This window comes from Pseudomonas sp. BNK-30 (assembly GCF_047456185.1).
GTDB lineage: Bacteria > Pseudomonadota > Gammaproteobacteria > Pseudomonadales > Pseudomonadaceae > Aquipseudomonas > Aquipseudomonas putida_E.
The window spans coordinates 1265142-1286075 of the sequence record NZ_CP179904.1 but is presented as its reverse complement, the minus strand read 5'-3'; the positions used below and the strand labels follow the sequence as shown (position 1 = coordinate 1286075).

Here is a 20934-nt window from a genome sequence, read left to right as displayed (position 1 = left end):
CATACACTCCTGCAACCGCAATCAAGATTTTGCTTTGGGCATCTGCGAAACCAATGAGAGGTTGATGTCCATACCTTCAACCTGGAAATGCGGCACAGCGAACAACTTGACCCTGAAGAAGCCCGGGTTGTCATCAATGTCCTCGACAACCACTTTTGCCTCTCTCAGCGGGTGGGAAGCTTGCAAGTCATCTCCCGGATCGGTCATCTCGGTGACCAGGCCACTGACCCACCTATTGAGCTCCAACTCCAACAGGCGACGGTCTTTAGTTGTACCAATATTCTCCCGCTGGATAACTTTCAAATAATGTGCAATGCGAGAAAGCAGGAACACATAGGGCAACCTCGAATTGATACGACTATTTGCCGTGGCCTCCGCCGTGTCATAGATTGCCGGCTTGTGCGCTGAGTTGGCCGAGAAGAAACATGCGTAGTCACGATTCTTGTAATACGAGAGCGGAATCAAGCCCAAATTGGCAAACTCAAACTCTCGGGTCTCCGGAATCATAACTTCCGAGGGGATCTTGACTTGACTACCCGTCCCCATGTCGTACAAATGAATCGGCAGGTCGGTAACCGCGCCACCCGACTGTGGCCCTCGAATCTGCACGCACCAGCCATTGGCAATAAAGCTCTTGACCATGTTCGCCGCGAACGCGAATGTCGAGCTTACCCACAAATACTTGCTGTGATCCGGCCCCTTGACTCGCTCCACATAGTTGAAAGATCGCACAGGGTTCGTATCAGGCCCATAAGGCAAGCGCCCTAATGTGCGGGGTGTTATCCCGCCCGCATAACGAGCATCGTCAGTTTGCCTGAAGCCGTGCCACTTAATATACTCCGCACGATCCATGTAGTTACCGATATCCTTGATCGCGGACACTTCCTCCATGGTGTTTTTTCCGAAGAAGGCCGGACCAACCGAGTACAAAAACGGCATATGGGATGCAGCCGCCACTTTCGAAACATTGCGCAACAATGCAATATCTTGCGCCCCTCGCCCAAACTCATAATTCGAAACTGCCGCCGCGATAGGCTCACCACCAGGCGTATCGTATTCCTGGGTATAGGTATGCAGATACAAACCGCTTTGCGCGATCTCCGGCGCGTCTTCAAAGTCCTGCGCCAGATGCTCCTTACTGATATCGAGCAGCTCAATTCGGACGTTTTGACGGAAATCCGTTTGGTCAATCAACGACTTCGCGCCGCGCCAGATTGATTCGACCCGTTGAAAATCCGGGTGATGCATGACCGCGTCCAGCTGGCTGCTGATCTGAGCGTCAATCGAGGCGATGTGCTCATCCAGCAGAGCCCTGTCCAGCTTCTCCACCTTCGGAGAGACTTGTTTGAGACGGTCCAGAAAAACGCTCACCGAAGCAGTAACGCGCTCATTAGCTGTCGCTTCTGACAACGCATCGATACTTTGGAACACCTCAATGCCACCCATCTGATCAAGCGGTTCAAGGTTTATTCTTTCAAACAGCGCGTGATAGACGCTCTGGTTTTCTTCCACCTGCACGGTGGCGCCACGCGATTGCGCAGAAGATTGTTCTTCGGACATTTATTAGCTTCCAGTCTGTCGAGATGATGGTTTTCTAGCGCTCGCTTGGCGGTGCAAGGGCAGCAAGTTCCTTACGCAACTCGTCACTCAGTGCTTCATCTTTAAGTATCCGCTCCAATTCAGCACGAAACGTTGCGTTATCCAGAAGATTGGCCTTCAATTCGCGCAGCAAATTTCGCATCGCCAACAGTGCACGCAACTGAGGAATCTGCAGAGCAACCTGTTCTGGCTCGAAGTCCTTCATGCGCTGAAAGCTCAGTTCGACCGGTGTTTCCCCACCCTCGCCCGACAGCGTATCGTCAACAATAACCTTGAGACTCGGAGAGAGATCGGACAGCACGCTGTCAAAATTATTCTTGTTGATATTTACCTTCGGCCGCTCTGATAGCTGGCGCTTTTCCTTCCCGTTGCTGTAGTCTCCCATCAGAATGAGTTTAAGGGGAAGTTCCACCTTGCGCTGGGCGCCACCTGTATGCAGATCAAGCTTGATATTGACACGTGCCTTCGGCACTTCATTCTGAAAGCTATTTGAAGCCATACCACCTCCTGCGAACCGGGATTTCTAGCGGGAGCCAACGCCCAAATGAGCGCCACCGAACCCCAACAAAATTAATCAAGGCCAGTCGAACCACTGCGTACGACTACTTGGGCGGAAGCGCTACCCGGAAGTGCCTCCCCGATAACCATGGCGCATCTTTTGGCGCCGCGCCACCCCCTTTCTAAAATAAGGAAGCGTCCTACAAGGCATACCTAAGATGACAACAAATGTTCGAAGCCGCACACTAGAGCGCCAACATTGATGCATTTAATAAGAGCAACCCGACCGCCATCGACGCATTGACCCAAATCAACAAAAACAACCTCAGACGAAATAATGATCAACATGCATAAAATGCAAGTTATTTCCACCAAGCCGCACCAGAACAGAAAATTCCTACAAGTTCAAAAGCGCCACCCCAAACCAAAGCCGCAAATAGCAAACATGTACTAGCGCCGTGAGCGGTTAGTTAATTTTCTAACGAATATTGATATACTGTCTGCCTTCATACCTCGCCTGGTTTCTCGGATGCCCCGACCCATCGCTTCCTTTTCACTGCAACCTGCTGACGCCATTACGCTTCAACATTGGTTACGCAGGAGGACGCTGGAGCGAAGCCTCGGGCAACGGGCGCGGATACTTCTTTTACTCGCTGAAGGGGTGACCCCAAGGCCATCTGTGAGCAGTTAGAGATCACTTCAACCACAGTGTTCAAGTGGCGAAAACGCTACCTTTGAATCGACGGCTGTTTCCACCGGCAGCGCCAGTGCCGACCGATCAGCGACCGATGCCTGAATGAGCATGGGTACACACCGGATTGCGTCGCCCTGGGGCCAGGGCCTTGCCCGCAGCGACGGTCGCTTCGCCAAATTGATGGCCGGATACGCCAAGACTGACCTGCTGATCCTGGACGACCGGGGCTTGGCACCGTTTACCGCAGCGCAACGTCGCGACATGCTCGAACTGCTGGACGACCGCTACGGCAACAGCTCGACGCTGGTCACCAGCCAGATGCCGGTGGACAAATGGCATGCGTTGATCGGCTATCCGACCTTGGGCGATGCGATCCTCGACCGGCTGGTGCAAAACGCTTATCGGATCGAACTGAAGGGCGAATCGATGCGCAGGCGCGCAACAAAATTGACGGCGGCAGCGGCTTCAGACTAACAATTCAAACCTGCGTCGCTGCGCTCCGACTGCCTGTCCAAGCGAGCGTGGAATGAGCGTCCAAATGATCGTGGGCTGGGTGTCCAAGAGTCGTGGAATCCGCATGCAGCTGCCGACCGAGCCGCGTACCGTGCGCTAGGCCGTTAAGCCTGTTTCACCTGGGCGGGCGCTGTCGCCGGCACGCAGGCAAGCTGCCAAATCGCAGGCACAAAAAAAAGAGGCCCTTAGGCCTCTTTTTTGTGATCTCAGCGACGCACTGAGGATCGAATTTGGAGCGGGAAACGAGACTCGAACTCGCGACCCCGACCTTGGCAAGGTCGTGCTCTACCAACTGAGCTATTCCCGCGTCGTGATGGGTGCCATTCTAGCGATATCTAAAACGGCGTCAACCCCTTGATTCAAAAAAGTTTTATTTTTGTTCCGAACCTTCACGCAGGTGCGGCCAGGCGGCCAGCAGGTAATGGGCCATGGACCACAGCGTCAGCGCAGCGGCAACCAGCAGCAACCCGTAGCCCAGAATCACCCAGAAGGTCACCAGCGGCGGGTTGGCCAGCAAGATGATCAGCGCCAGCATTTGCGCTGCGGTTTTCCACTTGCCGAGGTTGGACACCGCCACATGCGCCCGCGCCCCCAGTTCAGCCATCCACTCGCGCAGGGCCGAAACGACGATTTCGCGGCCGATGATCACGGCGGCCGGCAGGGTCAGCCAGAAGTTGGCGTGCACCTGCACCAGCAGCACCAGGGCTACGGCGACCATCAGCTTGTCGGCCACAGGGTCGAGGAACGCGCCGAACGGCGTGCTCTGCTGCAGGCGACGGGCCAGGTAGCCGTCCAGCCAGTCGGTGGCGGCGGCGATGGCGAACACCGTGCTGGCGGCCATATAGCTCCAGTGATAGGGCATATAGAACAGCAAGATGAAGATCGGAATGAGCAGGACGCGTAGAACGGTGAGCAGGTTTGGAATATTCATCGGTACGACTGGCTGCGGGTTGAGCCCGCATTCTACTCGCTATGCAGGCTGGCATAAATCGACTCGGCAAGCTTTTTACTGATGCCGGGGGCTTTGGCGATTTCATCGATACTGGCGCGGTTGAGCTCCTGCAGGCCGCCGAAATGTTTCAGCAGGTCGCGGCGGCGCTTGGGCCCTACCCCGGCAACGTCTTCCAGGCTGGACACACGGCGGGCCTTGCCGCGGCGGGCGCGGTGGCCAGTGATGGCAAAACGGTGAGCTTCGTCGCGGATCTGCTGGATCAGGTGCAGCGCCGGGTTGTCGCCCTTGAGGGTGAACTCGTGCGCCACGTCATTGAGGTAAAGGGTCTCGAAACCGGCCTTGCGGGTCACGCCCTTGGCCACACCGAGCAGGGTCAGGTCGGTGAAGGCCAGCTCCTGCATCACTTCGCGAGCCATATTCAGCTGGCCCTTGCCGCCGTCCACCAGCAGCACGTCAGGCAATTTGCCCTCGCCGTCCTTGATACGCCCGTAGCGGCGCGTCAGGGCCTGGTGCATAGCGGCGTAGTCGTCGCCAGCGGTCACGCCTTCGATGTTGAAGCGACGGTAATCGGACTTGAGCGGGCCTTCGGGGCCGAATACCACGCAACTGGCTACCGTGGCCTCGCCGCTGGAGTGGCTGATGTCGTAGCACTCCAGGCGCTGGGGCACTTCGTCCAGGCCCAGCACCTCGGCCAGGGCCTCGAACCGCGAAGCCATGTGCTGGCGGTTGGCCAGACGGGCATTGAGCGCCTGTTCGGCGTTAGTCACCGCCAGTTGCTGCCAACGGGCACGGGTGCCACGCACGCGGTGGCTGATGGTCAGCTCGCGGCCGCGCAGGGTTTGCAGTGCCTCGCTGATGGCAGCGAAGTCCTCGTGCACCACGTTGACGATCAACTCACCCGGCAATTCGCGCTCGGCATTGCCCAGGTAGTACTGGGACAGGAAAGCGGCCATCACTTCGGCCACCTCTTCTTCAATGCCGACCTGCGGGAAGAAGTTCTTGCTGCCCAGCACCCGCCCACCGCGCACGCTGATCAGGTGCACGCAGGCGCCACCGGGGTTGACGAAGGCGGCGACCACATCCACATCACCAGACCCGCCTTCCATGTATTGCTGGTCCTGGACCCGGCGCAGCAAGGCGATCTGGTCGCGCAGCTCGGCTGCCTTCTCGAAGTTCAGGGCCATCGCGGCCTTTTCCATCTCGGCATTGAGCTCATTGCCCAACTGCTGGCTGCGGCCCTCGAGGAACATCACCGAATGGCGCACATCCTCGGCATATTCCTCTGCGTCGACCAGCCCCACACACGGCCCCTTGCAGCGTTTGATCTGGTACTGCAGGCATGGGCGGGTACGGTTGGCGTAGTAGCTGTCCTCGCATTGGCGTACCGAGAAGGCTTTTTGCAGCAGGCTGAGGCTTTCGCGGATGGCCCCAGCGCTGGGGTATGGACCAAAGTAGCGCCCCTTGGCTTTTTTCGCGCCACGGTGAATGCCCAGCCGTGGGAATTGGCCGTCGGACAGAAACACATACGGGTAGGATTTATCGTCGCGCAGCAGAATGTTGTACGGCGGCCGCCACTGCTTGATGAGGTTCTGCTCGAGCAGCAGCGCCTCGGTCTCATTGGCGGTGATGGTGGTTTCGACCTGGGCGATGCGCCCTACCAGCGCAGCGGTCTTGGGCGCCAGGCCGGTCTTGCGGAAATAGCTGGCCAAACGCTTCTTGAGGTTCTTGGCCTTGCCCACATAGAGCAACCGAGTCTCGCTATCGAACATCCGGTAGACGCCCGGGCGAGCGCTACAGGTCGCCAGGAACGCGCTGGCATCAAAGACTTGGGACATGAGGTTCAGAGGCTTGCGTCGACCATACCGTGGCGAACGGCCAGCAAGGTCAGTTCGACGTCGCTGGTGACCGAGAGTTTTTCAAAGATCCGATACCGGTAAGTATTGACGGTCTTGGGCGACAGGCACAACTTGTCCGAGATGAGCTGAACCTTCTGGCAACCGACGATCATCAGGGCGATCTGGATTTCCCGCTCCGACAGGGCGTCGAACGGCGACCCTTGCGGTTGGAACGACTTGAGCGCCAGTTGCTGGGCAATCTGCGGGCTGATGTAACGCTGCCCGGCAAACGCCAGACGGATGGCCTGGACCATCTCGTCCAGCCCCGCGCCCTTGGTCAGGTAGCCGGCCGCCCCGGCCTGCATCAGGCGCGTGGGGAACGGGTCTTCTTCACACACGGTCACGGCCACCACCTTGGTGTCAGGGTGGCTGCGCAACAATTTGCGGGTAGCCTCAAGGCCACCAATACCAGGCATCTTGACGTCCATCAGCACGACATCCGGCTTGAGCTCCCGGACCAGCTTGAGCGCCGACTCGCCCGAATCCGCCTCCCCCACTACCTGCAAGCCGTCGATATCGGCCAGCATGCGTGTAATACCGGTTCGCACCAGATCGTGGTCGTCGACCACTAGGACCCTAATCAAGCAGACACCTCGTCAACAGGGCGATTGGATCCCGCCACCTTAACAAAATTTTTCAAGACGGGCCTAGCGTAAAACTTCCTTAGGAAATGTCCTACGTTCACGCCACTGTGGCCGCATCGCATCACTGCGGCCTGCATCGCCCATCAGGCGCTCAAGCAAATGCGCAAACGCCGCTTTGTCGTCGGCCGCCAGGCGCCTGAACGCGGCCACTAAACCGGTTTCATCCGCCGTCAGGCTTTCCAGCGGCGCCGGGGTGCGCACACCGCTGAGCACATAGAGCGCGTCGACTCCTCTGGCCGTCAGGGCAGCCAGGTAGTCGACCCTCGGTGTGCGCTCGCCACTTTCATATTTGCCCTGGGCATTGGGCTCGACGCCGCCGATATCACCAAACACCCGCTGGGTCATCCCCAGCCGTTCACGCTCTTCCCTAAGACGCGTACCGAGCCCATTCATACTGATGCTTCTCCTGCTTCCCTAGCCATCGTCGGATACTGCTCACAACCCTGTGGGCTCTTGCAGACTGCTCGGTCACTATGCCCATCGCACGCCGGGGTCGCAAGCCAGTATTGAGCCAGCACCTAGGGCCGCAAGCTCGATCAGCAAAGATCAGGCGACCACCTTCTGCATACGCACAAAACACTCATCCTCGCCCATTTCGACAAACCCCTGGCGCCGGTACAGCCGCCGCGCCGGGTTGCTCTTGAACACCATCAAGCGCAGCAGCGGCAGCCTCTGCTGCGCCGCCTTGGCAGCCAGCGCTTGCAGCACCCAACTGCCAACCCCTTGCCCGCGATGCTCAGGCAGCAGGTGCAGCTCGCGAATGAACAATGCCTGACGGTCCTTGCTGAGGCTGCAGAAGCCCAGCACGCGGTCCCCGTCTACGACCAGCCACTGCTCGCGCCAATCCCAGGCCTGATCGAACGCTTCTTCGATCCACAACAGATCGAACTCCCGGTAGTACGCCAGCATGGCCCGACGCGTGAGGTCACGGGCGAAGGTGCGGTGGGCATCGGTGGCAGGTATCAGCTCAATGGGCATCACACACCGTCCAGGGTGCACAACCAACGGTGGCCGGGCAGCTCGCGCTTACAGCGGGTCATGGGGCTCTCCTGCCGTTGTCAGCTCACCTGGCCATGGGCCTTGAACTTGAGCTTTTGGGTATCCACACGGACGAACACCGAATCGGCGCAGACGGTCAGCACATCCCCCGCCCAGACCTCGCAGACTACCCGTGTCTTGCGTCCGACTTCGCCTTCCACACGCGCCTTGAGCAGCAGCTCGACCCCCATGGGTGTGGGCTTGAGGTAGTTCAGGCCCAGGCTGCCGGTGACACAGTCGATACGCGGCAGGCTGCCGGGGGTACGCCCTTCGGCCCGGTAGTGGTAAGCCATGGCAGCCCAGTTGGAGTGGCAATCGACCAGCATCGCCAGCAGGCCGCCGTAGACGAGCCCCGGCCAGCCGGTGAAGGTGGTGTCGGGCGTGTGACGGCACAGCAGATGGATACCGTCGGCGTCCCAATGGCTCTGCACATGCAGGCCGCTGGGGTGGGCAACGCCGCAGCCGTAGCAAATGCCGTCGGGTGCGGCCAGTGCCTGCAGGGAGAGAGCTTGTTCGTTCATACGCTTCCTGTGCTTGTTGGAATGGGAAGGGATGCAAGCTGCGATGTTAGCGCCGCGTTTGGCAGGGGCCAATGAAAATGCAGGGGCGCAAAGCGCCCCGCAAGGATCAGGCAGGTTGCGCCACCGCCCTGGCACGCCGCTGGGTCAGCGAAACCAGCAGGATGAACAAGGTCACCCCGGCCGTCATCAGCGTCTCGTAACGGTAGGCATCACTGAACAGCATGTAGCCCAGCACCATCACGATGGTGCCGATCACCAGCCAGGTCAGCCAGGGGAACAGCCACATCTTCAGCTCCAGCGGCCGCCCCTCTCGATCAGCGCGGGCCCGCATGCGCAACTGCGAGACGGCAATCACCAGGTACACCAGCAAGGCAATCGCGCCAGTGGTCGACAACAGGAAGCCGAACACCTTGCCGGGGAACACGTAGTTGACGAAGCAGCCGGCAAAGCCTGCCAGGGTCGAGAGGATAACCGCCACCGTCGGCACGCCGGCACCGGAGATACGCTTGGTCATGCTCAGTGCCTGGCCGCGGGCACCCAGGGAATACAGCATCCGCGAAGCAGTGTAGAGGCCGGAGTTCATGCAACTGGTGACCGCCACCAGCACCACCAGGTCGACCAGCAGTTTCGCCCCGGGCACATTCAGCACCTCAAGTACCCGCTGGAACGAGCCCACGGCCTTGAGTTGCGGATCGTTCCAGGCCACCAGCGACACCACCAGGAAGATCGAGGCCAGGTAGAAGATCGCGATGCGGTACACCACCAGGTTGGTGGCGCGGCGAATCTTGTCTTTCGGGTTGGCGGTCTCGTCAGCGGCAATGGTGACGATCTCGGCGCCAAAGAACGAGAAGATGGTGATCAGCACGCCACCGAGCACCGTACCGAAGCCATTGGGCATGAACCCGCCGCTGTCCCAAAGCCGGCTCACCCCTGAGACTTCGGCCAGCGGCCAGAAGCCGAACACAGCCAGGCTGCAGACCACGATGAAGGCAATGATCGCGATTACCTTGACCAGGGCAAACCAGTACTCGAACGCACCGAAGTTCTTCACGCTGACCAGGTTGGTGCCCGACAGCACAAACATGATCAGGAAGGCGAACAGCCAGGACGGTACCGCCGGGAAGTAGGCATGCAGGATGTCAGCCCCGGCGATGGCTTCGACCGGGATGATCAGCACCCAGAACCACCAGTACAGCCAGCCGATGGTGAACCCTGCCCAGGGGCCGATGGCCTCGGAGGCGTACGTGGAGAAGGAGCCGCTGTTGGGGTTGGCGATGGCCATTTCGCCAAGCATGCGCATCACCAGCAACACCAGCAGGCCAGTCATGGCGTAGGAGATGAGAATGGCCGGGCCAGCGGTGGCAATGGCGTTGGAGGAACCGATGAACAGGCCGGCGCCAATGATGCCGGCAATGGAAATCATCGACACCTGACGGGAGGTCAGGCCGTGCTGCAGGGAACGCTGTTTCTTGTTTTCTAGCGAAGCCATGGAGAACCCTCGAATGGGTCGGCCGCCGCAGGGACGGCTGAAAAAGTTGGAGCAGAATTCTTGTAAGTGGTGATGTTCTTTTTTCTTGTTTTGAAGTCGCCGGCGGTGCACTTGCCTCCTCTTCGCAGTACCGGTTGTAATCGTTGATCCAGGTCAGTATTAATCTATAGGGCGAGGTCAACAAACGACCTTTTCGAAGCACATGATTCCAATATGGAATGAACTCCTTCCTTTTTTGCTCGGTACGCGCCTGCCATGTCCAAACGCCTGATGCCCTCGACTACCGCCCTGCAGTGCTTCGAAGCGGCCGCCCGCCACCTGAGCTTCACCCGGGCGGCACAGGAACTTCACCTGACCCAGAGCGCCGTCAGCAAGCAGGTCGCGCAACTTGAAGAAATGCTGGCGCACTCGCTGTTCCAGCGCATTCGCCGGCGCCTGCACCTGACGCCGGCGGGCGCCCTGTACCTGACCGAAGTGAACAAGATCCTTAACCAGATCGACATTTCCAGCCGCTACATCCTCAGCTATGGCGACGAAACCGAAGTGCTGCGCATCGCCACCCAGCCCACCTTCGGTGCGCGCTGGCTGGTGCCCAGGCTCAAAGGCTTCGGTGACCGCTACCCGCGCATCCACCTGGACATCCGCAACGAACTGGAGCCGTTCGACCTGGTGCAGGCCAAGGCCGACATCGCCTTCTTTTTCGGCCAGGGCACCTGGCCAGGGGCAACCTGCATCGAACTGTTCAGCGAAGAGGTGGTGCCGGTGTGCGCCCCGCAGCTACAGGCCAGGCACCGTTTCGACAGCGCCCAAGCCCTCACCGAGCACCGCTTGCTGCAATGCGCATCTCGCCCGGAGGCCTGGCACGAATGGTTTCTGGGGCTGGGCCTGCACAGCCAGAACAGCTACCACGGGCCGCGCTTCGACACGTTCTACCTGTGCATACGTGCGGCCATCGCCGGTTGCGGCATCGCCCTGATCCCGCGCTATCTGGTGGCCGAGGAGTTGAGCGAAGGCAAGTTGGTAGTGGCCTGGGACCACCCGGTGGCGAGCAATGGGCGGCACTTCATCGCCCATGCCGAGCATGCGGCAGAGGTGCCGAAGATAAGGGCCTTCGTGCAGTGGATTGGTGAACGCGTGGCAGAGGGAGATTGACCAAGTTCGCGAATCCAGGGAATGAACGCAATCGAATAATTCGTTTGCGGAACGACACTTCGGCGCGCTTCGATATTAAGAAACTCGAACAAGGTCCGCGTGCCCATGAATCTGGAAAGTATCAGCCAATCCATTGCCATCGTTCATCCGATTACACTTTCCCATGGCCGTAATGCCGAAGTCTGGGATACCGACGGCAAACGTTACATCGACTTCGTCGGCGGCATCGGCGTGCTCAACCTGGGCCACTGCAACCCGGCCGTGGTCGCGGCCATCCAGGCCCAGGCCACGCGCCTGACCCACTATGCTTTCAACGCGGCGCCTCACGGCCCTTACCTGGAGCTCATGGAGCGCCTGCGCGCGTTCGTGCCGGTCAGCTACCCGCTGGCCGGCATGCTTACCAACAGCGGCGCAGAAGCGGCGGAAAACGCCCTCAAAGTCGCCCGCGGTGCCACCGGCAAGCGCGCCATCATCGCTTTCGATGGCGGCTTTCATGGCCGCACCCTGGCAACCCTGAACCTCAACGGCAAGGTCGCCCCCTACAAACAACGCGTAGGTGAACTGCCGGGGCCGGTGTACCACCTGCCCTACCCCAGCGCCGATACCGGCGTCACTTGCGAGCAGGCGCTCAAGGCCATGGACCGCCTGTTCAGCGTCGAGCTGGCAGTAGAGGACGTGGCGGCGTTCATCCTGGAGCCCGTGCAAGGTGAAGGTGGCTTCCTCGCCCTGGACCCGGCCTTTGCTCAGGCGCTGCGCCGTTTCTGCGACGAGCGCGGGATCCTGATCATCATCGACGAGATCCAGTCAGGTTTCGGCCGCACCGGCCAGCGCTTCGCCTTCCCGCGGCTTGGCATCGAGCCAGACCTGCTGCTGTTGGCCAAAAGTATCGCCGGCGGCATGCCGCTGGGGGCGGTGGTCGGGCGCCAGGGGTTGATGGCGGCGCTGCCCAAGGGCGGCCTCGGCGGGACCTATTCGGGCAATCCGATTGCCTGTGCAGCGGCGCTGGCGAGCCTGGTGCAGATGACCGATGAGAACGTCGCCACATGGGGCGAGCGCCAGGAGCAGGCCATCGTCAGCCGGGTTGGACGCTGGCAGCAACGCTTCCCGTTCATCGGACGCCTGACAGGCGTCGGCGCGATGCGCGGGATCGAATTCGTCAATGGCGACGGCAGCCCTGCCCCCGCTCAGCTGGCCAAGGTCATGGATGCAGCAAGGGCAAAAGGCCTGTTGCTGATGCCCAGCGGCAAGGCGCGACACATCATTCGCCTGCTGGCGCCACTGACCATCGAAGCCGAGGTGCTCGAAGAAGGGTTGAACATCTTCGAGCAGTGCCTGGTCGAGTTGAACTGAGGCTTACAGGCCCAGCTCTTCCGGGGTGAGCATGTCGGATTCGAAAGCGATCCAGCCGCCTTCGAGTTCGGCGTGGCCGTTGACGATCGGGCCGTAGTAGGTCAGGCCGTTCTCCAGCGTCACGCAGATATGCGTGGCCGGCTTTTCCGGGGCCGCGAGCGTACCGACGAAATGCACCTTCTTCAGGGTTTCGGTCACGGCTTCCAGGCCAACACGCATGCTGGGGTTTTCCGAGGCCTCGATATCGCCCCCACGGTCTTCGGCGCTGATGGTGACGGTGGCGGTGTACGGGAACTGGGTGCTCAAGCGGGGTTACCTCGGTGTTGGATGCAGGCTTGCGGGCGCGTAGAGTACGGCAGCTGTGCGCAGTTGTCTCTAATGGCCTCCCCCGCCCTGATCTGTTAGGGTGCCCGCCGATGCACGCCACACCACACGAGGACACCGAGTGAGCGCCGAAGAACCCCTGATCGCCGACCTGTTCGAGGTCGACAAACGCCTGACCCTCAAGCCCGTCGTGGATTTCAACGCTTACCTGCGCAACGCCTTCGGCGAAGGCCCGTGCCGCTGCCACCGCTGCACCGAAGGTGGCGACGAAAGCACCTATACCCACGCCCACAGCTTCACCCTCGATGGTCGCCAATGGCACCGCCGTTTCGCCACCACAGCCGGCAGCGACGTGGCGCAGGTACTGAAAAAAGCCTGGCTGTCGTACACCAAGGCAGACCTGAACCCGGTCGGTGCCCTGGACCTGACCACCCTCAAGACCTTCACCGAAGCGGCTCTGCACGAGCGCCTGCTGGCCCTGCTGCCCGCCAGCGGCGTTGCCCGCGAAGTGGACGGCCAGTGGCTGCTGCAAGCCCAGGCCGACTGACGGCCCGGCGGTAAAGCAGGATTCTCCCGCTCTGCTACCTTGGGAGAATCCGCTCATCCGCAGGTAGTCCGTCATGGCCCGCACAACGCCCATCGAGCTGTACCGCAACATTGGTATCGTCGCCCACGTGGATGCCGGCAAGACCACGACCACCGAGCGCATCCTGTTCTACACCGGGGTCAACCACAAGATGGGCGAGGTGCACGATGGCGCCGCGACCATGGACTGGATGGCCCAGGAACAGGAACGCGGCATCACCATCACCTCGGCGGCGACCACGGCCTTCTGGCAGGGCTCGACCAAGCAGTTCGCCGACAAGTACCGTTTCAACATCATCGATACCCCCGGCCACGTCGACTTCACCATCGAGGTGGAACGTTCGCTGCGCGTGCTCGATGGCGCCGTGGTGGTGTTCAGCGGTGCCGACGGGGTAGAGCCGCAGTCCGAGACGGTGTGGCGCCAGGCCAACAAGTATCACGTCCCGCGCCTGGCCTATATCAACAAGATGGACCGCCAAGGCGCAGACTTCCTGCGCGTGGTCAAACAGATCGACAAGCGCCTGGGGCATCACCCGGTACCCATCCAGCTGGCCATCGGCAGCGAAGAGAACTTCATCGGCCAGATCGACCTGGTGAAGATGAAGGCGATCTACTGGAACGACGCCGACCATGGCACCACCTACCGCGAAGAAGAAATCCCGGACGAACTCAAGGCACTGGCCGACGAATGGCGTGCGCACATGGTCGAAGCGGCGGCCGAGGCCAATGATGAGTTGACCACCAAGTTTCTCGATGGCGAGGAGCTGAGCATCGACGAGATCAAGGCCGCCCTGCGCCAGCGCACCATTGCCAACGAAATCGTGCCGACCATCCTTGGCTCCTCGTTCAAGAACAAAGGTGTGCCGCTGATGCTCGATGCGGTGATCGACTACCTGCCCGCGCCCTCCGAGATCCCGGCAATCAAGGGCACCGACCCGGACGACGAAGAGAAACACCTGGAGCGCCACGCCGACGACAACGAACCGTTTTCGGCCCTGGCGTTCAAGATCGCGACCGACCCGTTCGTCGGCACGCTCACGTTTGCCCGGGTGTACTCCGGGGTGCTCAGTTCCGGCAACGCAGTGCTCAACTCGGTCAAAGGCAAGAAGGAGCGCATAGGCCGAATGGTGCAGATGCACGCCAACCAACGTGCAGAAATCAAGGATGTATGCGCCGGCGACATCGCCGCCCTGATCGGCATGAAGGACGTGACGACCGGCGACACGCTGTGCGACATGGACAAACCGATCATCCTCGAGCGCATGGACTTCCCGGACCCGGTGATCTCCGTGGCCGTAGAACCCAAAACCAAAGCCGACCAGGAGAAAATGGGCATCGCCCTGGGCAAGCTGGCCCAGGAAGACCCCTCGTTCCGCGTGCGCACTGATGAGGAGACCGGCCAGACCATCATTTCAGGCATGGGCGAACTGCACCTGGACATCATCGTCGACCGCATGCGGCGTGAGTTCAACGTCGAGGCCAATATCGGCAAGCCCCAGGTGGCCTACCGCGAAAAGATCCGCAACACCTGCGAGATCGAGGGCCGCTTCGTTCGCCAGTCCGGCGGGCGCGGCCAGTATGGGCACTGCTGGATCCGCTTTGCACCGGGCGATGAAGGCAAGGAAGGCCTGGAGTTCATCAACGAGATCGTTGGCGGCGTGGTACCCCGCGAGTACATCCCGGCGATCCAGAAAGGCATCGAGGAGCAGATGAAGAACGGCGTGCTTGCCGGCTACCCACTGATCAGCCTCAAGGCTGCGGTGTTCGACGGCTCCTATCACGACGTCGACTCCAACGAGATGGCCTACAAGATCGCTGCCTCCATGGCCACCAAGCAGCTGTCGCAAAAAGGCGGAGCGGTGTTGCTGGAGCCGGTGATGAAGGTCGAAGTGGTCACGCCCGAGGAATACCAAGGCGACATCATGGGCGACCTGAGCCGGCGCCGCGGCATGATCCAGGATGGCGACGAGACCCCCGCCGGCAAGGTGATCCGTGCCGAGGTGCCGCTGGGAGAAATGTTCGGCTACGCCACCTCGATGCGCTCGATGACCCAAGGGCGGGCCAGCTACACGATGGAGTTCACCCGTTATGCCGAGGCGCCGGCGAGCATTGCTGACGGCATTGTGAAGAAGAATCGCGGGGAGTGAAGCCGCGAGGGCTATGCCGGCGATAGGGCCAGCACAGCCCCCGCAAGAACTCAGTGCTGCTCGCCTGCCCGCTTCAACAGTTTCTTGCAGCGCTCGGACAGATGCACCACCCGCAGCTGCTTGCCCGCCTTGGCATACCGCTCGCGCAAGGTCTTCAATGCAGCAATTGCCGAATAATCGACGAAGCTCACATGTTGGCAGTCCAAGGTAACCTTGGCCGGGTCACCCGCTGGGTCGAACTGGTTTAGAAACGGCGTGACCGAGGCGAAGAACAGCGTGCCATGCACCTGGTAATGCTTGACCCCCTCGGCGTCTTCATGGCTGTCGGCATACAGCTCCCGCGCATGCTGCCAGGCAAAATTCACCGCCGCGATGACAATGCCGAACAGTACGGCCGTGGCCAGGTCGGTGAACACGGTGACCACCGTCACGGCAATGATCGCCAGCACATCGCTCACCGGCACTTTGTGCAGCACGCGCAAGGACGCCCACGCGAATGTCTGCTGGGCGACCACGAACATTACCCCGACCAGCGCCGCCAACGGGATACGCTCGATCAGCGGCGACAGGAACAGCACGAACAGCAGGATCATCACCCCCGCCACCACGCCGGACAGCCGGCCGCGGCCATTGGAGCTGAGGTTGATCACCGTCTGGCCGATCATCGCGCAGCCGCCCATGCCACCGCACAAGCCGGAAACCATGTTGGCCGCACCCAAGGCCACGCACTCGCGGTCCGGGTAGCCGCGGCTCTCGGTGATCTCGTCGGTGAGGTTCAGGGTCAGCAGGGTCTCCAGCAAGCCGACCATGGCCATCAGCACCGCGTAAGGGGCGATGATCTTCAGCGTTTCAAGGTTCCAGGGTACGTCCGGCAGGGCCAGCGTCGGCAACCCACCAGCAATGTGCGCCATGTCGCCGAGGGTGCGGGTTGGCAGGTCGAGCAGGTACACCAAAAGGCCAACGCCGAGGATCGCCACCAGCGCTGGAGGCACGGCGCGGGTCAGCTTCGGCAGCACATACACCACCAGCATGGTCAGTGCCACCAGGCCGATCATCAGCCACAGCGGCGTACCGCTGAGCCACTGCTCACCCGTCTTGAAGTGCTCCAGCTGGGCCATGGCGATGACGATCGCCAGGCCGTTGACGAAGCCAAGCATCACCGGGTAAGGCACCAGGCGCACCAGCTTGCCCAGGCGCAACAGGCCGAACAAGATCATCACCACACCGCCCAACAGCACGGTGGCCAGCAGATACTGCGCACCGTGTTGCACCACCAGGGCGACGATCACCACCGCCATCGAGCCGGCAGCACCGGAGATCATGCCCGGGCGACCACCGAACAGCGCGGTGAGGGTACAGATGATGAAGGCGCCGTACAGGCCCATCAGCGGGTTGAGGTGCGCCACCAGGGCGAAAGCGATGCACTCGGGCACCAGAGCGAATGAAGTGGTCAGGCCGGCGAGCAGGTCGGCGCGAAGTCGGGCGGGTTTCATGGGTGTCCTGTGGTGCAGGGCCAGGCGGCCGGTACTGAAAACAATCGAAGGGCGGGATGTTACGGAATTTGTCTGGCAGTGGCCACCGCGAGCAGCCCAGCCCTAGCCGCGCGCCAGCCACTCGGCCATTGCCACATCCTCCAGCGCGTACTCGCCGCGATTGGCCTTCCACACCAGCTCCTTTTCCCGCAAGGCATCCAGGGCTTTTTGCACATTGGGTGTCGTGGCGTTGGCTTCGGCAGCAGCCTGTTCCAGCTTGCGATTGACGTCGATGAAGGTCTGTTCGGTGAAGGGCGAGAACGGCTGCCGGGCCCGCGTGCGCTCGGCCATCACTGCCAGCACCGCCTGTTGCAAGGCAGACAGCTCGTTCCAGGCACTTTCGTAGTCGCTCCACACCCCGGCCTGATGGTTCAGCGCACCGGTGCGCAGCAGCTCGCCAAGGTTGCCTGCCTCGCCCAGCCCGATACTCACCTCGGTGAGCAACTTGCCGAGCATCTCCGGGCGCCGGCCAACACGCTCAAAGGCATACTCCAGGTCCTCGGCCTTGAACTGGTTGCTGGCCGCCAGACGGCCATTCCAGACACCGGTCACGAAGTCGACGAAGTCCCGCCCCAACAGCGGAAACGCAGTGATGCTGGCGCCATAGAATGGCTGCTTGCTCTTGAGCACCAGATTGGCCAGCTTGTCCCGGCTGGACCCGGTAAACACCAGGCGCAGGCCATCGGGGCGGTCACCCCGGTTGAGGTGATCGCGCGCCGCCTTGAGCGCGAACATGGCGTTCAGCCCACCCTCGCTGTTGAGGGCATGCTGCGCCTCATCCACCACCAGCACCACCATTTGCCCGCACACCTGATGCAGCACCGCAAGTGCCTGGGCCAGCGTGGTACCGGCGGGCAGTTGCGGGCGGGTGAAATCCCAGCTGAGCGTACGCAGCAGGTTGATCTTGTCGATACCCGCCTTCTTCGCGGTTTTGGCCAAGGTACTTTCAAAACGCGCCAGAGCGCTGCCGATGGCACCGCTGATCAACTCGGCAGGGTCGGCATCACGATCAGACCACAGGTCGACATACACCGGCAGCCAGCCGCGCTCCAGGCAGGCTGGAATGAAGTCGTTATTCAGGAAGGTGCTCTTGCCCGTGCGCCTTGGTGCAGCGAGGAACATACCCGAGCTGTAGTCGACGAACGATTCGCCGGCCAGGTCCCGTACCAGGGCTTGAGCCAACTGTTCGCGGCGGAAGATCGGGCGGGCAAGGCTCATGTCAATATCCTTAATTATCCAGATGACTATAATTTATATCTTATAGAATAAAAGCAGGATAAAAGACACCTTGTGATGGACAACCGGCACGAGTCGCACAATTTTGCCATCATGTTGATTCCACCTGCGGAGATCATGGACATGGCGCTACGCCCCTTTCTAACTTCCCTGCTGCTGGCCGCCAGCCTGGCCGCCCAAGCCGCCACCGAAGTGCTGCCGCTGCAGCACCGCAGCAGCGCCGAACTGCTGCCCGCCGCCCAGTCGTTCATTGGCAAGGACGGTAGCGTCAGCGCCTTCGAGAACAAGTTGATCGTCACTGCCAGCCCCGAACGCGTAGACGACCTGCGCGCCCTGCTGCAACAGCTGGACACCGCGCCCAAGCGCCTGATGATCAGCGTCGACAACAACGACAGCAACTATCAGGACAACCGTGGCAATGCGCGCATCATCCATTACGGCACCAGCAACCGGGATGGTGGCCTGCAACAGGTCCAGGCCAGCGAAGGCCAACCGGCGCTGATCCAGGTCGGCCAGAGCATCCCGGTCACCAGTACCAGCACCGACGGCTATGGGCGCATCCAGAGCAACACCGAATACCGTAATGTGACCCAGGGTTTCTACGTGACCCCAAGCCTGATCGGCGAAACCGTTCGCCTGCAAATAAGCACCAATAATGACCGAATGAGCCATGAACGTGCTGATGTAGTGAAAGTACAAAGTACCGACACGACGGTCACCGGCAAGCTCGGTGAGTGGATTACCCTGGCTGGGTTCAACCAGCAGAGCCAGGCCGATCTCAGCGCGTCAAGCCGCACTTACAGCACCCAACGGGGTGAAAACATGACTTTACGTGTCAAAGTCGACCTTCTCGACTGATCCCAGGCAAATCAAGGCCTCGACCAAAGGCCTTGAAACTGACCAGCAAGTCGCATTAGACCAAAGATGTAGTAAGCCTAAAAAAGCACTACAAAACATTTGACAGGCTCTTTTTCCCAAGGGCATGATGGCCTCGCTCCCGCTAATCAGGGGCCCTGGCAAGGGCCTTCGAGGCGCCCTCCTCCCACCCTTGGAGGCACCTCGTGTCTATACGGCCCACAAGGCGGTTCGACGGGATTGCGACTGCAACGAAGAAGTTGTCCCGAGGGACGGAAGCGCATCACCGCAGTTCTGGCAATCGCGTAGCACCGCAGCAAGGCATCCACGAGCCGACCTGCCGGCGCATGCCCTCGCCCAGGCTGCAACTCCTTCCCCCTTCGAGCCTTCGCGTTCGCCGCCGCACTCCCCCGAACAGGACAGCCGCCACACCCCTGATTCGCTTCGTGAGCATCAGCACAATTACCCCAAGATCGATGCGACGAGGTTTATTTCCATGGCACTGACACGCGAACAGCAAATTGCAGCCCTCGAGAAAGACTGGGCCGAAAACCCGCGCTGGAAAGGCGTGACCCGTACCTACACCGCCGCCGATGTCGTTCGCCTGCGTGGCTCCCTGCAGCCGGAGCACACCCTGGCCCGCCTGGGTGCAGAAAAACTGTGGAAGCTGGTCACCGAGGGTGCCCACCCGTCCTTCCGCCCAGAAAAAGATTTCGTCAACTGCATGGGCGCCCTGACCGGCGGCCAGGCAGTGCAGCAGGTCAAGGCCGGCATCCAGGCCATCTACCTGTCTGGCTGGCAGGTGGCCGCCGACAACAACTCGGCCGAGTCCATGTACCCTGACCAGTCGCTGTACCCGGTCGACTCAGTACCGACTGTGGTCAAGCGCATCAACAACTCGTTCCGCCGCGCCGACCAGATCCAGTGGAAAGCCGGCAAGAACCCGGGCGACGAAGGCTATATCGACTACTTCGCGCCAATCGTGGCAGACGCTGAGGCCGGTTTCGGCGGCGTGTTGAACGCCTACGAACTGATGAAGAACATGATCGAAGCGGGCGCCGCCGGCGTGCACTTCGAAGACCAGCTGGCCTCGGTGAAAAAGTGTGGCCACATGGGCGGCAAGGTCCTGGTACCTACCCAGGAAGCCGTGCAGAAGCTGGTTGCAGCGCGCCTGGCCGCTGACGTATCGGGCGTACCGACCATCATCCTGGCCCGTACCGACGCCAACGCCGCCGACCTGCTGACCAGCGATTGCGACCCGTACGACCAGCCGTTCGTGATCGGTGAGCGTACCCGTGAAGGCTTCTACAAGGTCCGCGCCGGCCTCGACCAGGCCATTGCCCGCGGCCTTGCCTACGCGCCGTACGCCGACCTGATCTGGTGCGAAACCGCCAAGCCAGACCTGGACGAAGCCCGCCGCTTCGCCGAAGCGATCAAGAAGGAATACCCGGACCAACTGCTGTCGTACAACTGCTCGCCTTCCTTCAACTGGAAGAAGAACCTGGACGACGCCACCATCGCCAAATTCCAGCGCGAGCTGTCGGCCATGGGCTACAAACACCAGTTCATCACCCTGGCTGGTATCCACAACATGTGGCACGGCATGTTCAACCTGGCGCACGACTACGCCCGCAACGACATGACCGCCTACGTGAAGCTGCAGGAGCAGGAATTCGCCGACGCCAGCAAAGGCTACACCTTCGTGGCGCACCAGCAGGAAGTGGGCACCGGCTACTTCGACGACATGACCACCGTGATTCAGGGTGGCGCATCGTCGGTGACGGCACTGACCGGTTCGACCGAAGAAGAGCAGTTCCACTGATAGTGATTTGCTGCTGAAGAAAGGGCCCGGGGCTTGTGAAAGCCCCGGGCTTTTTAGTTCAGCCTGGTTGTTTTCAGAAAATCGGTTT

General features: G+C 60.8%; 18 protein-coding genes, 1 tRNA gene and 2 pseudogenes. 8 read left to right on the top strand and 13 right to left on the bottom strand.

Going from position 1 to position 20934, the window contains the following annotated elements:
- Positions 1 to 21 precede the first annotated feature (21 nt).
- Positions 22 to 1560, bottom strand: coding sequence for a type VI secretion system contractile sheath large subunit (gene tssC, locus ACMGGN_RS05920; protein ID WP_115274363.1), 1539 nt, complete (start codon positions 1558 to 1560; stop codon positions 22 to 24).
- A gap of 34 nt (positions 1561 to 1594) precedes the next feature.
- Positions 1595 to 2098 carry a type VI secretion system contractile sheath small subunit gene (tssB, locus tag ACMGGN_RS05915; protein WP_012315105.1) on the bottom strand — a complete coding sequence of 168 codons (504 nt, stop codon included), beginning with the start codon at positions 2096 to 2098 and terminating at the stop codon, positions 1595 to 1597.
- Positions 2099 to 2626: 528 nt separating this feature from the next.
- On the opposite strand from tssB, the pseudogene ACMGGN_RS05910 reads away from it, so the two are divergent.
- Together ACMGGN_RS05910 and ACMGGN_RS05905 are read left to right on the top strand one after the other, a co-directional pair.
- A pseudogene (locus ACMGGN_RS05910) lies at positions 2627 to 2832 on the top strand (helix-turn-helix domain-containing protein); the annotation flags it as partial.
- 103 nt (positions 2833 to 2935) lie between these two features.
- Positions 2936 to 3265 (top strand): annotated as a pseudogene (locus tag ACMGGN_RS05905) (ATP-binding protein); the annotation flags it as partial.
- Positions 3266 to 3535: 270 nt separating this feature from the next.
- On the opposite strand, the gene ACMGGN_RS05900 reads toward ACMGGN_RS05905, so the two are convergent.
- The 8 genes from ACMGGN_RS05900 to ACMGGN_RS05865 all read right to left on the bottom strand — a co-directional run bounded on the left by ACMGGN_RS05900 (position 3536) and on the right by ACMGGN_RS05865 (position 9843).
- Positions 3536 to 3611: transfer RNA gene (locus ACMGGN_RS05900), tRNA-Gly, on the bottom strand.
- 63 nt (positions 3612 to 3674) lie between these two features.
- On the bottom strand, positions 3675 to 4235 hold the full coding sequence (pgsA, locus tag ACMGGN_RS05895) for a CDP-diacylglycerol--glycerol-3-phosphate 3-phosphatidyltransferase (RefSeq protein WP_046785681.1): 561 nt from the start codon (positions 4233 to 4235) through the stop codon (positions 3675 to 3677).
- A 32-nt stretch (positions 4236 to 4267) separates the two neighbouring features.
- Positions 4268 to 6091, bottom strand: a complete 1824-nt coding sequence (gene uvrC, locus ACMGGN_RS05890; protein WP_115274360.1) for an excinuclease ABC subunit UvrC — start codon at positions 6089 to 6091, stop codon at positions 4268 to 4270.
- A gap of 5 nt (positions 6092 to 6096) precedes the next feature.
- The gene (uvrY, locus tag ACMGGN_RS05885) at positions 6097 to 6735 is read right to left on the bottom strand and encodes a UvrY/SirA/GacA family response regulator transcription factor (protein ID WP_012315215.1); all 639 of its coding nucleotides are present in this window, start codon (positions 6733 to 6735) and stop codon (positions 6097 to 6099) included.
- A 63-nt stretch (positions 6736 to 6798) separates the two neighbouring features.
- Positions 6799 to 7188 (bottom strand): helix-turn-helix domain-containing protein, encoded by a 390-nt coding sequence (locus tag ACMGGN_RS05880; RefSeq protein WP_281869164.1) that lies wholly within the window; start codon positions 7186 to 7188, stop codon positions 6799 to 6801.
- A 153-nt stretch (positions 7189 to 7341) separates the two neighbouring features.
- Positions 7342 to 7773: a GNAT family N-acetyltransferase gene (locus ACMGGN_RS05875; protein WP_115274358.1), complete on the bottom strand. Its 432-nt coding sequence runs from the start codon at positions 7771 to 7773 to the stop codon at positions 7342 to 7344.
- Positions 7774 to 7853: 80 nt separating this feature from the next.
- Positions 7854 to 8354, bottom strand: a complete 501-nt coding sequence (locus ACMGGN_RS05870) for a PaaI family thioesterase (RefSeq protein ID WP_414156517.1) — start codon at positions 8352 to 8354, stop codon at positions 7854 to 7856.
- Positions 8355 to 8460: 106 nt separating this feature from the next.
- Positions 8461 to 9843 (bottom strand): amino acid permease, encoded by a 1383-nt coding sequence (locus ACMGGN_RS05865; RefSeq protein ID WP_012315220.1) that lies wholly within the window; start codon positions 9841 to 9843, stop codon positions 8461 to 8463.
- Between the two features lie 255 nt (positions 9844 to 10098).
- Here ACMGGN_RS05865 and ACMGGN_RS05860 point away from each other — a divergent pair, with 255 nt between their 5' ends.
- Complete coding sequence (locus ACMGGN_RS05860; protein WP_012315221.1) at positions 10099 to 10995, top strand: LysR substrate-binding domain-containing protein; 897 nt, start codon at positions 10099 to 10101, stop codon at positions 10993 to 10995.
- 105 nt (positions 10996 to 11100) lie between these two features.
- A complete protein-coding gene (locus ACMGGN_RS05855) occupies positions 11101 to 12345 on the top strand; it encodes an aspartate aminotransferase family protein (protein ID WP_414156516.1) in 1245 nt (414 codons plus the stop codon).
- Positions 12346 to 12348: 3 nt separating this feature from the next.
- On the opposite strand, the gene ACMGGN_RS05850 is transcribed toward ACMGGN_RS05855, so the two are convergent.
- The gene (locus ACMGGN_RS05850; protein ID WP_012315223.1) at positions 12349 to 12651 is read right to left on the bottom strand and encodes a hypothetical protein; all 303 of its coding nucleotides are present in this window, start codon (positions 12649 to 12651) and stop codon (positions 12349 to 12351) included.
- Positions 12652 to 12790: 139 nt separating this feature from the next.
- On the opposite strand from ACMGGN_RS05850, the gene ACMGGN_RS05845 reads away from it, so the two are divergent.
- Positions 12791 to 13216, top strand: coding sequence for a hypothetical protein (locus tag ACMGGN_RS05845; RefSeq protein ID WP_046785675.1), 426 nt, complete (start codon positions 12791 to 12793; stop codon positions 13214 to 13216).
- 73 nt (positions 13217 to 13289) lie between these two features.
- Entirely contained in the window at positions 13290 to 15401 is a 2112-nt protein-coding gene (gene fusA / locus ACMGGN_RS05840; RefSeq protein WP_046785674.1) for an elongation factor G, read from the top strand.
- Positions 15402 to 15451: 50 nt separating this feature from the next.
- Here the strand turns inward: fusA and ACMGGN_RS05835 are convergent, their stop codons facing one another.
- Together ACMGGN_RS05835 and ACMGGN_RS05830 are read right to left on the bottom strand one after the other, a co-directional pair.
- Positions 15452 to 16894: a SulP family inorganic anion transporter gene (locus ACMGGN_RS05835; RefSeq protein WP_115274354.1), complete on the bottom strand. Its 1443-nt coding sequence runs from the start codon at positions 16892 to 16894 to the stop codon at positions 15452 to 15454.
- 102 nt (positions 16895 to 16996) lie between these two features.
- The gene (locus ACMGGN_RS05830) at positions 16997 to 18151 is read right to left on the bottom strand and encodes a hypothetical protein (RefSeq protein ID WP_046785672.1); all 1155 of its coding nucleotides are present in this window, start codon (positions 18149 to 18151) and stop codon (positions 16997 to 16999) included.
- 141 nt (positions 18152 to 18292) lie between these two features.
- Here ACMGGN_RS05830 and ACMGGN_RS05825 point away from each other — a divergent pair, with 141 nt between their 5' ends.
- Both ACMGGN_RS05825 and aceA read left to right on the top strand, forming a co-directional pair.
- Positions 18293 to 19027 (top strand): secretin N-terminal domain-containing protein, encoded by a 735-nt coding sequence (locus ACMGGN_RS05825; protein ID WP_012315228.1) that lies wholly within the window; start codon positions 18293 to 18295, stop codon positions 19025 to 19027.
- 493 nt (positions 19028 to 19520) lie between these two features.
- Positions 19521 to 20846, top strand: a complete 1326-nt coding sequence (gene aceA / locus ACMGGN_RS05820) for an isocitrate lyase (RefSeq protein WP_012315229.1) — start codon at positions 19521 to 19523, stop codon at positions 20844 to 20846.
- The last annotated feature ends 88 nt before the right edge of the window (positions 20847 to 20934 follow it).

Bases quoted from the DNA above. Each gene is read 5' to 3' on its own strand.
- tssC (WP_115274363.1), bottom strand. From the start codon at position 1,560: ATGTCCGAAGAACAATCTTCTGCGCAATCGCGTGGCGCCACCGTGCAG.
- tssB (WP_012315105.1), bottom strand. From the start codon at position 2,098: ATGGCTTCAAATAGCTTTCAGAATGAAGTGCCGAAGGCACGTGTCAAT.
- pgsA (WP_046785681.1), bottom strand. From the start codon at position 4,235: ATGAATATTCCAAACCTGCTCACCGTTCTACGCGTCCTGCTCATTCCG.
- uvrC (WP_115274360.1), bottom strand. From the start codon at position 6,091: ATGTCCCAAGTCTTTGATGCCAGCGCGTTCCTGGCGACCTGTAGCGCT.
- ACMGGN_RS05880 (WP_281869164.1), bottom strand. From the start codon at position 7,188: ATGAATGGGCTCGGTACGCGTCTTAGGGAAGAGCGTGAACGGCTGGGG.
- ACMGGN_RS05875 (WP_115274358.1), bottom strand. From the start codon at position 7,773: ATGCCCATTGAGCTGATACCTGCCACCGATGCCCACCGCACCTTCGCC.
- ACMGGN_RS05870 (WP_414156517.1), bottom strand. From the start codon at position 8,354: ATGAACGAACAAGCTCTCTCCCTGCAGGCACTGGCCGCACCCGACGGC.
- ACMGGN_RS05865 (WP_012315220.1), bottom strand. From the start codon at position 9,843: ATGGCTTCGCTAGAAAACAAGAAACAGCGTTCCCTGCAGCACGGCCTG.
- ACMGGN_RS05860 (WP_012315221.1), top strand. From the start codon at position 10,099: ATGTCCAAACGCCTGATGCCCTCGACTACCGCCCTGCAGTGCTTCGAA.
- ACMGGN_RS05855 (WP_414156516.1), top strand. From the start codon at position 11,101: ATGAATCTGGAAAGTATCAGCCAATCCATTGCCATCGTTCATCCGATT.
- fusA (WP_046785674.1), top strand. From the start codon at position 13,290: ATGGCCCGCACAACGCCCATCGAGCTGTACCGCAACATTGGTATCGTC.
- ACMGGN_RS05835 (WP_115274354.1), bottom strand. From the start codon at position 16,894: ATGAAACCCGCCCGACTTCGCGCCGACCTGCTCGCCGGCCTGACCACT.
- ACMGGN_RS05830 (WP_046785672.1), bottom strand. From the start codon at position 18,151: ATGAGCCTTGCCCGCCCGATCTTCCGCCGCGAACAGTTGGCTCAAGCC.
- ACMGGN_RS05825 (WP_012315228.1), top strand. From the start codon at position 18,293: ATGGCGCTACGCCCCTTTCTAACTTCCCTGCTGCTGGCCGCCAGCCTG.
- aceA (WP_012315229.1), top strand. From the start codon at position 19,521: ATGGCACTGACACGCGAACAGCAAATTGCAGCCCTCGAGAAAGACTGG.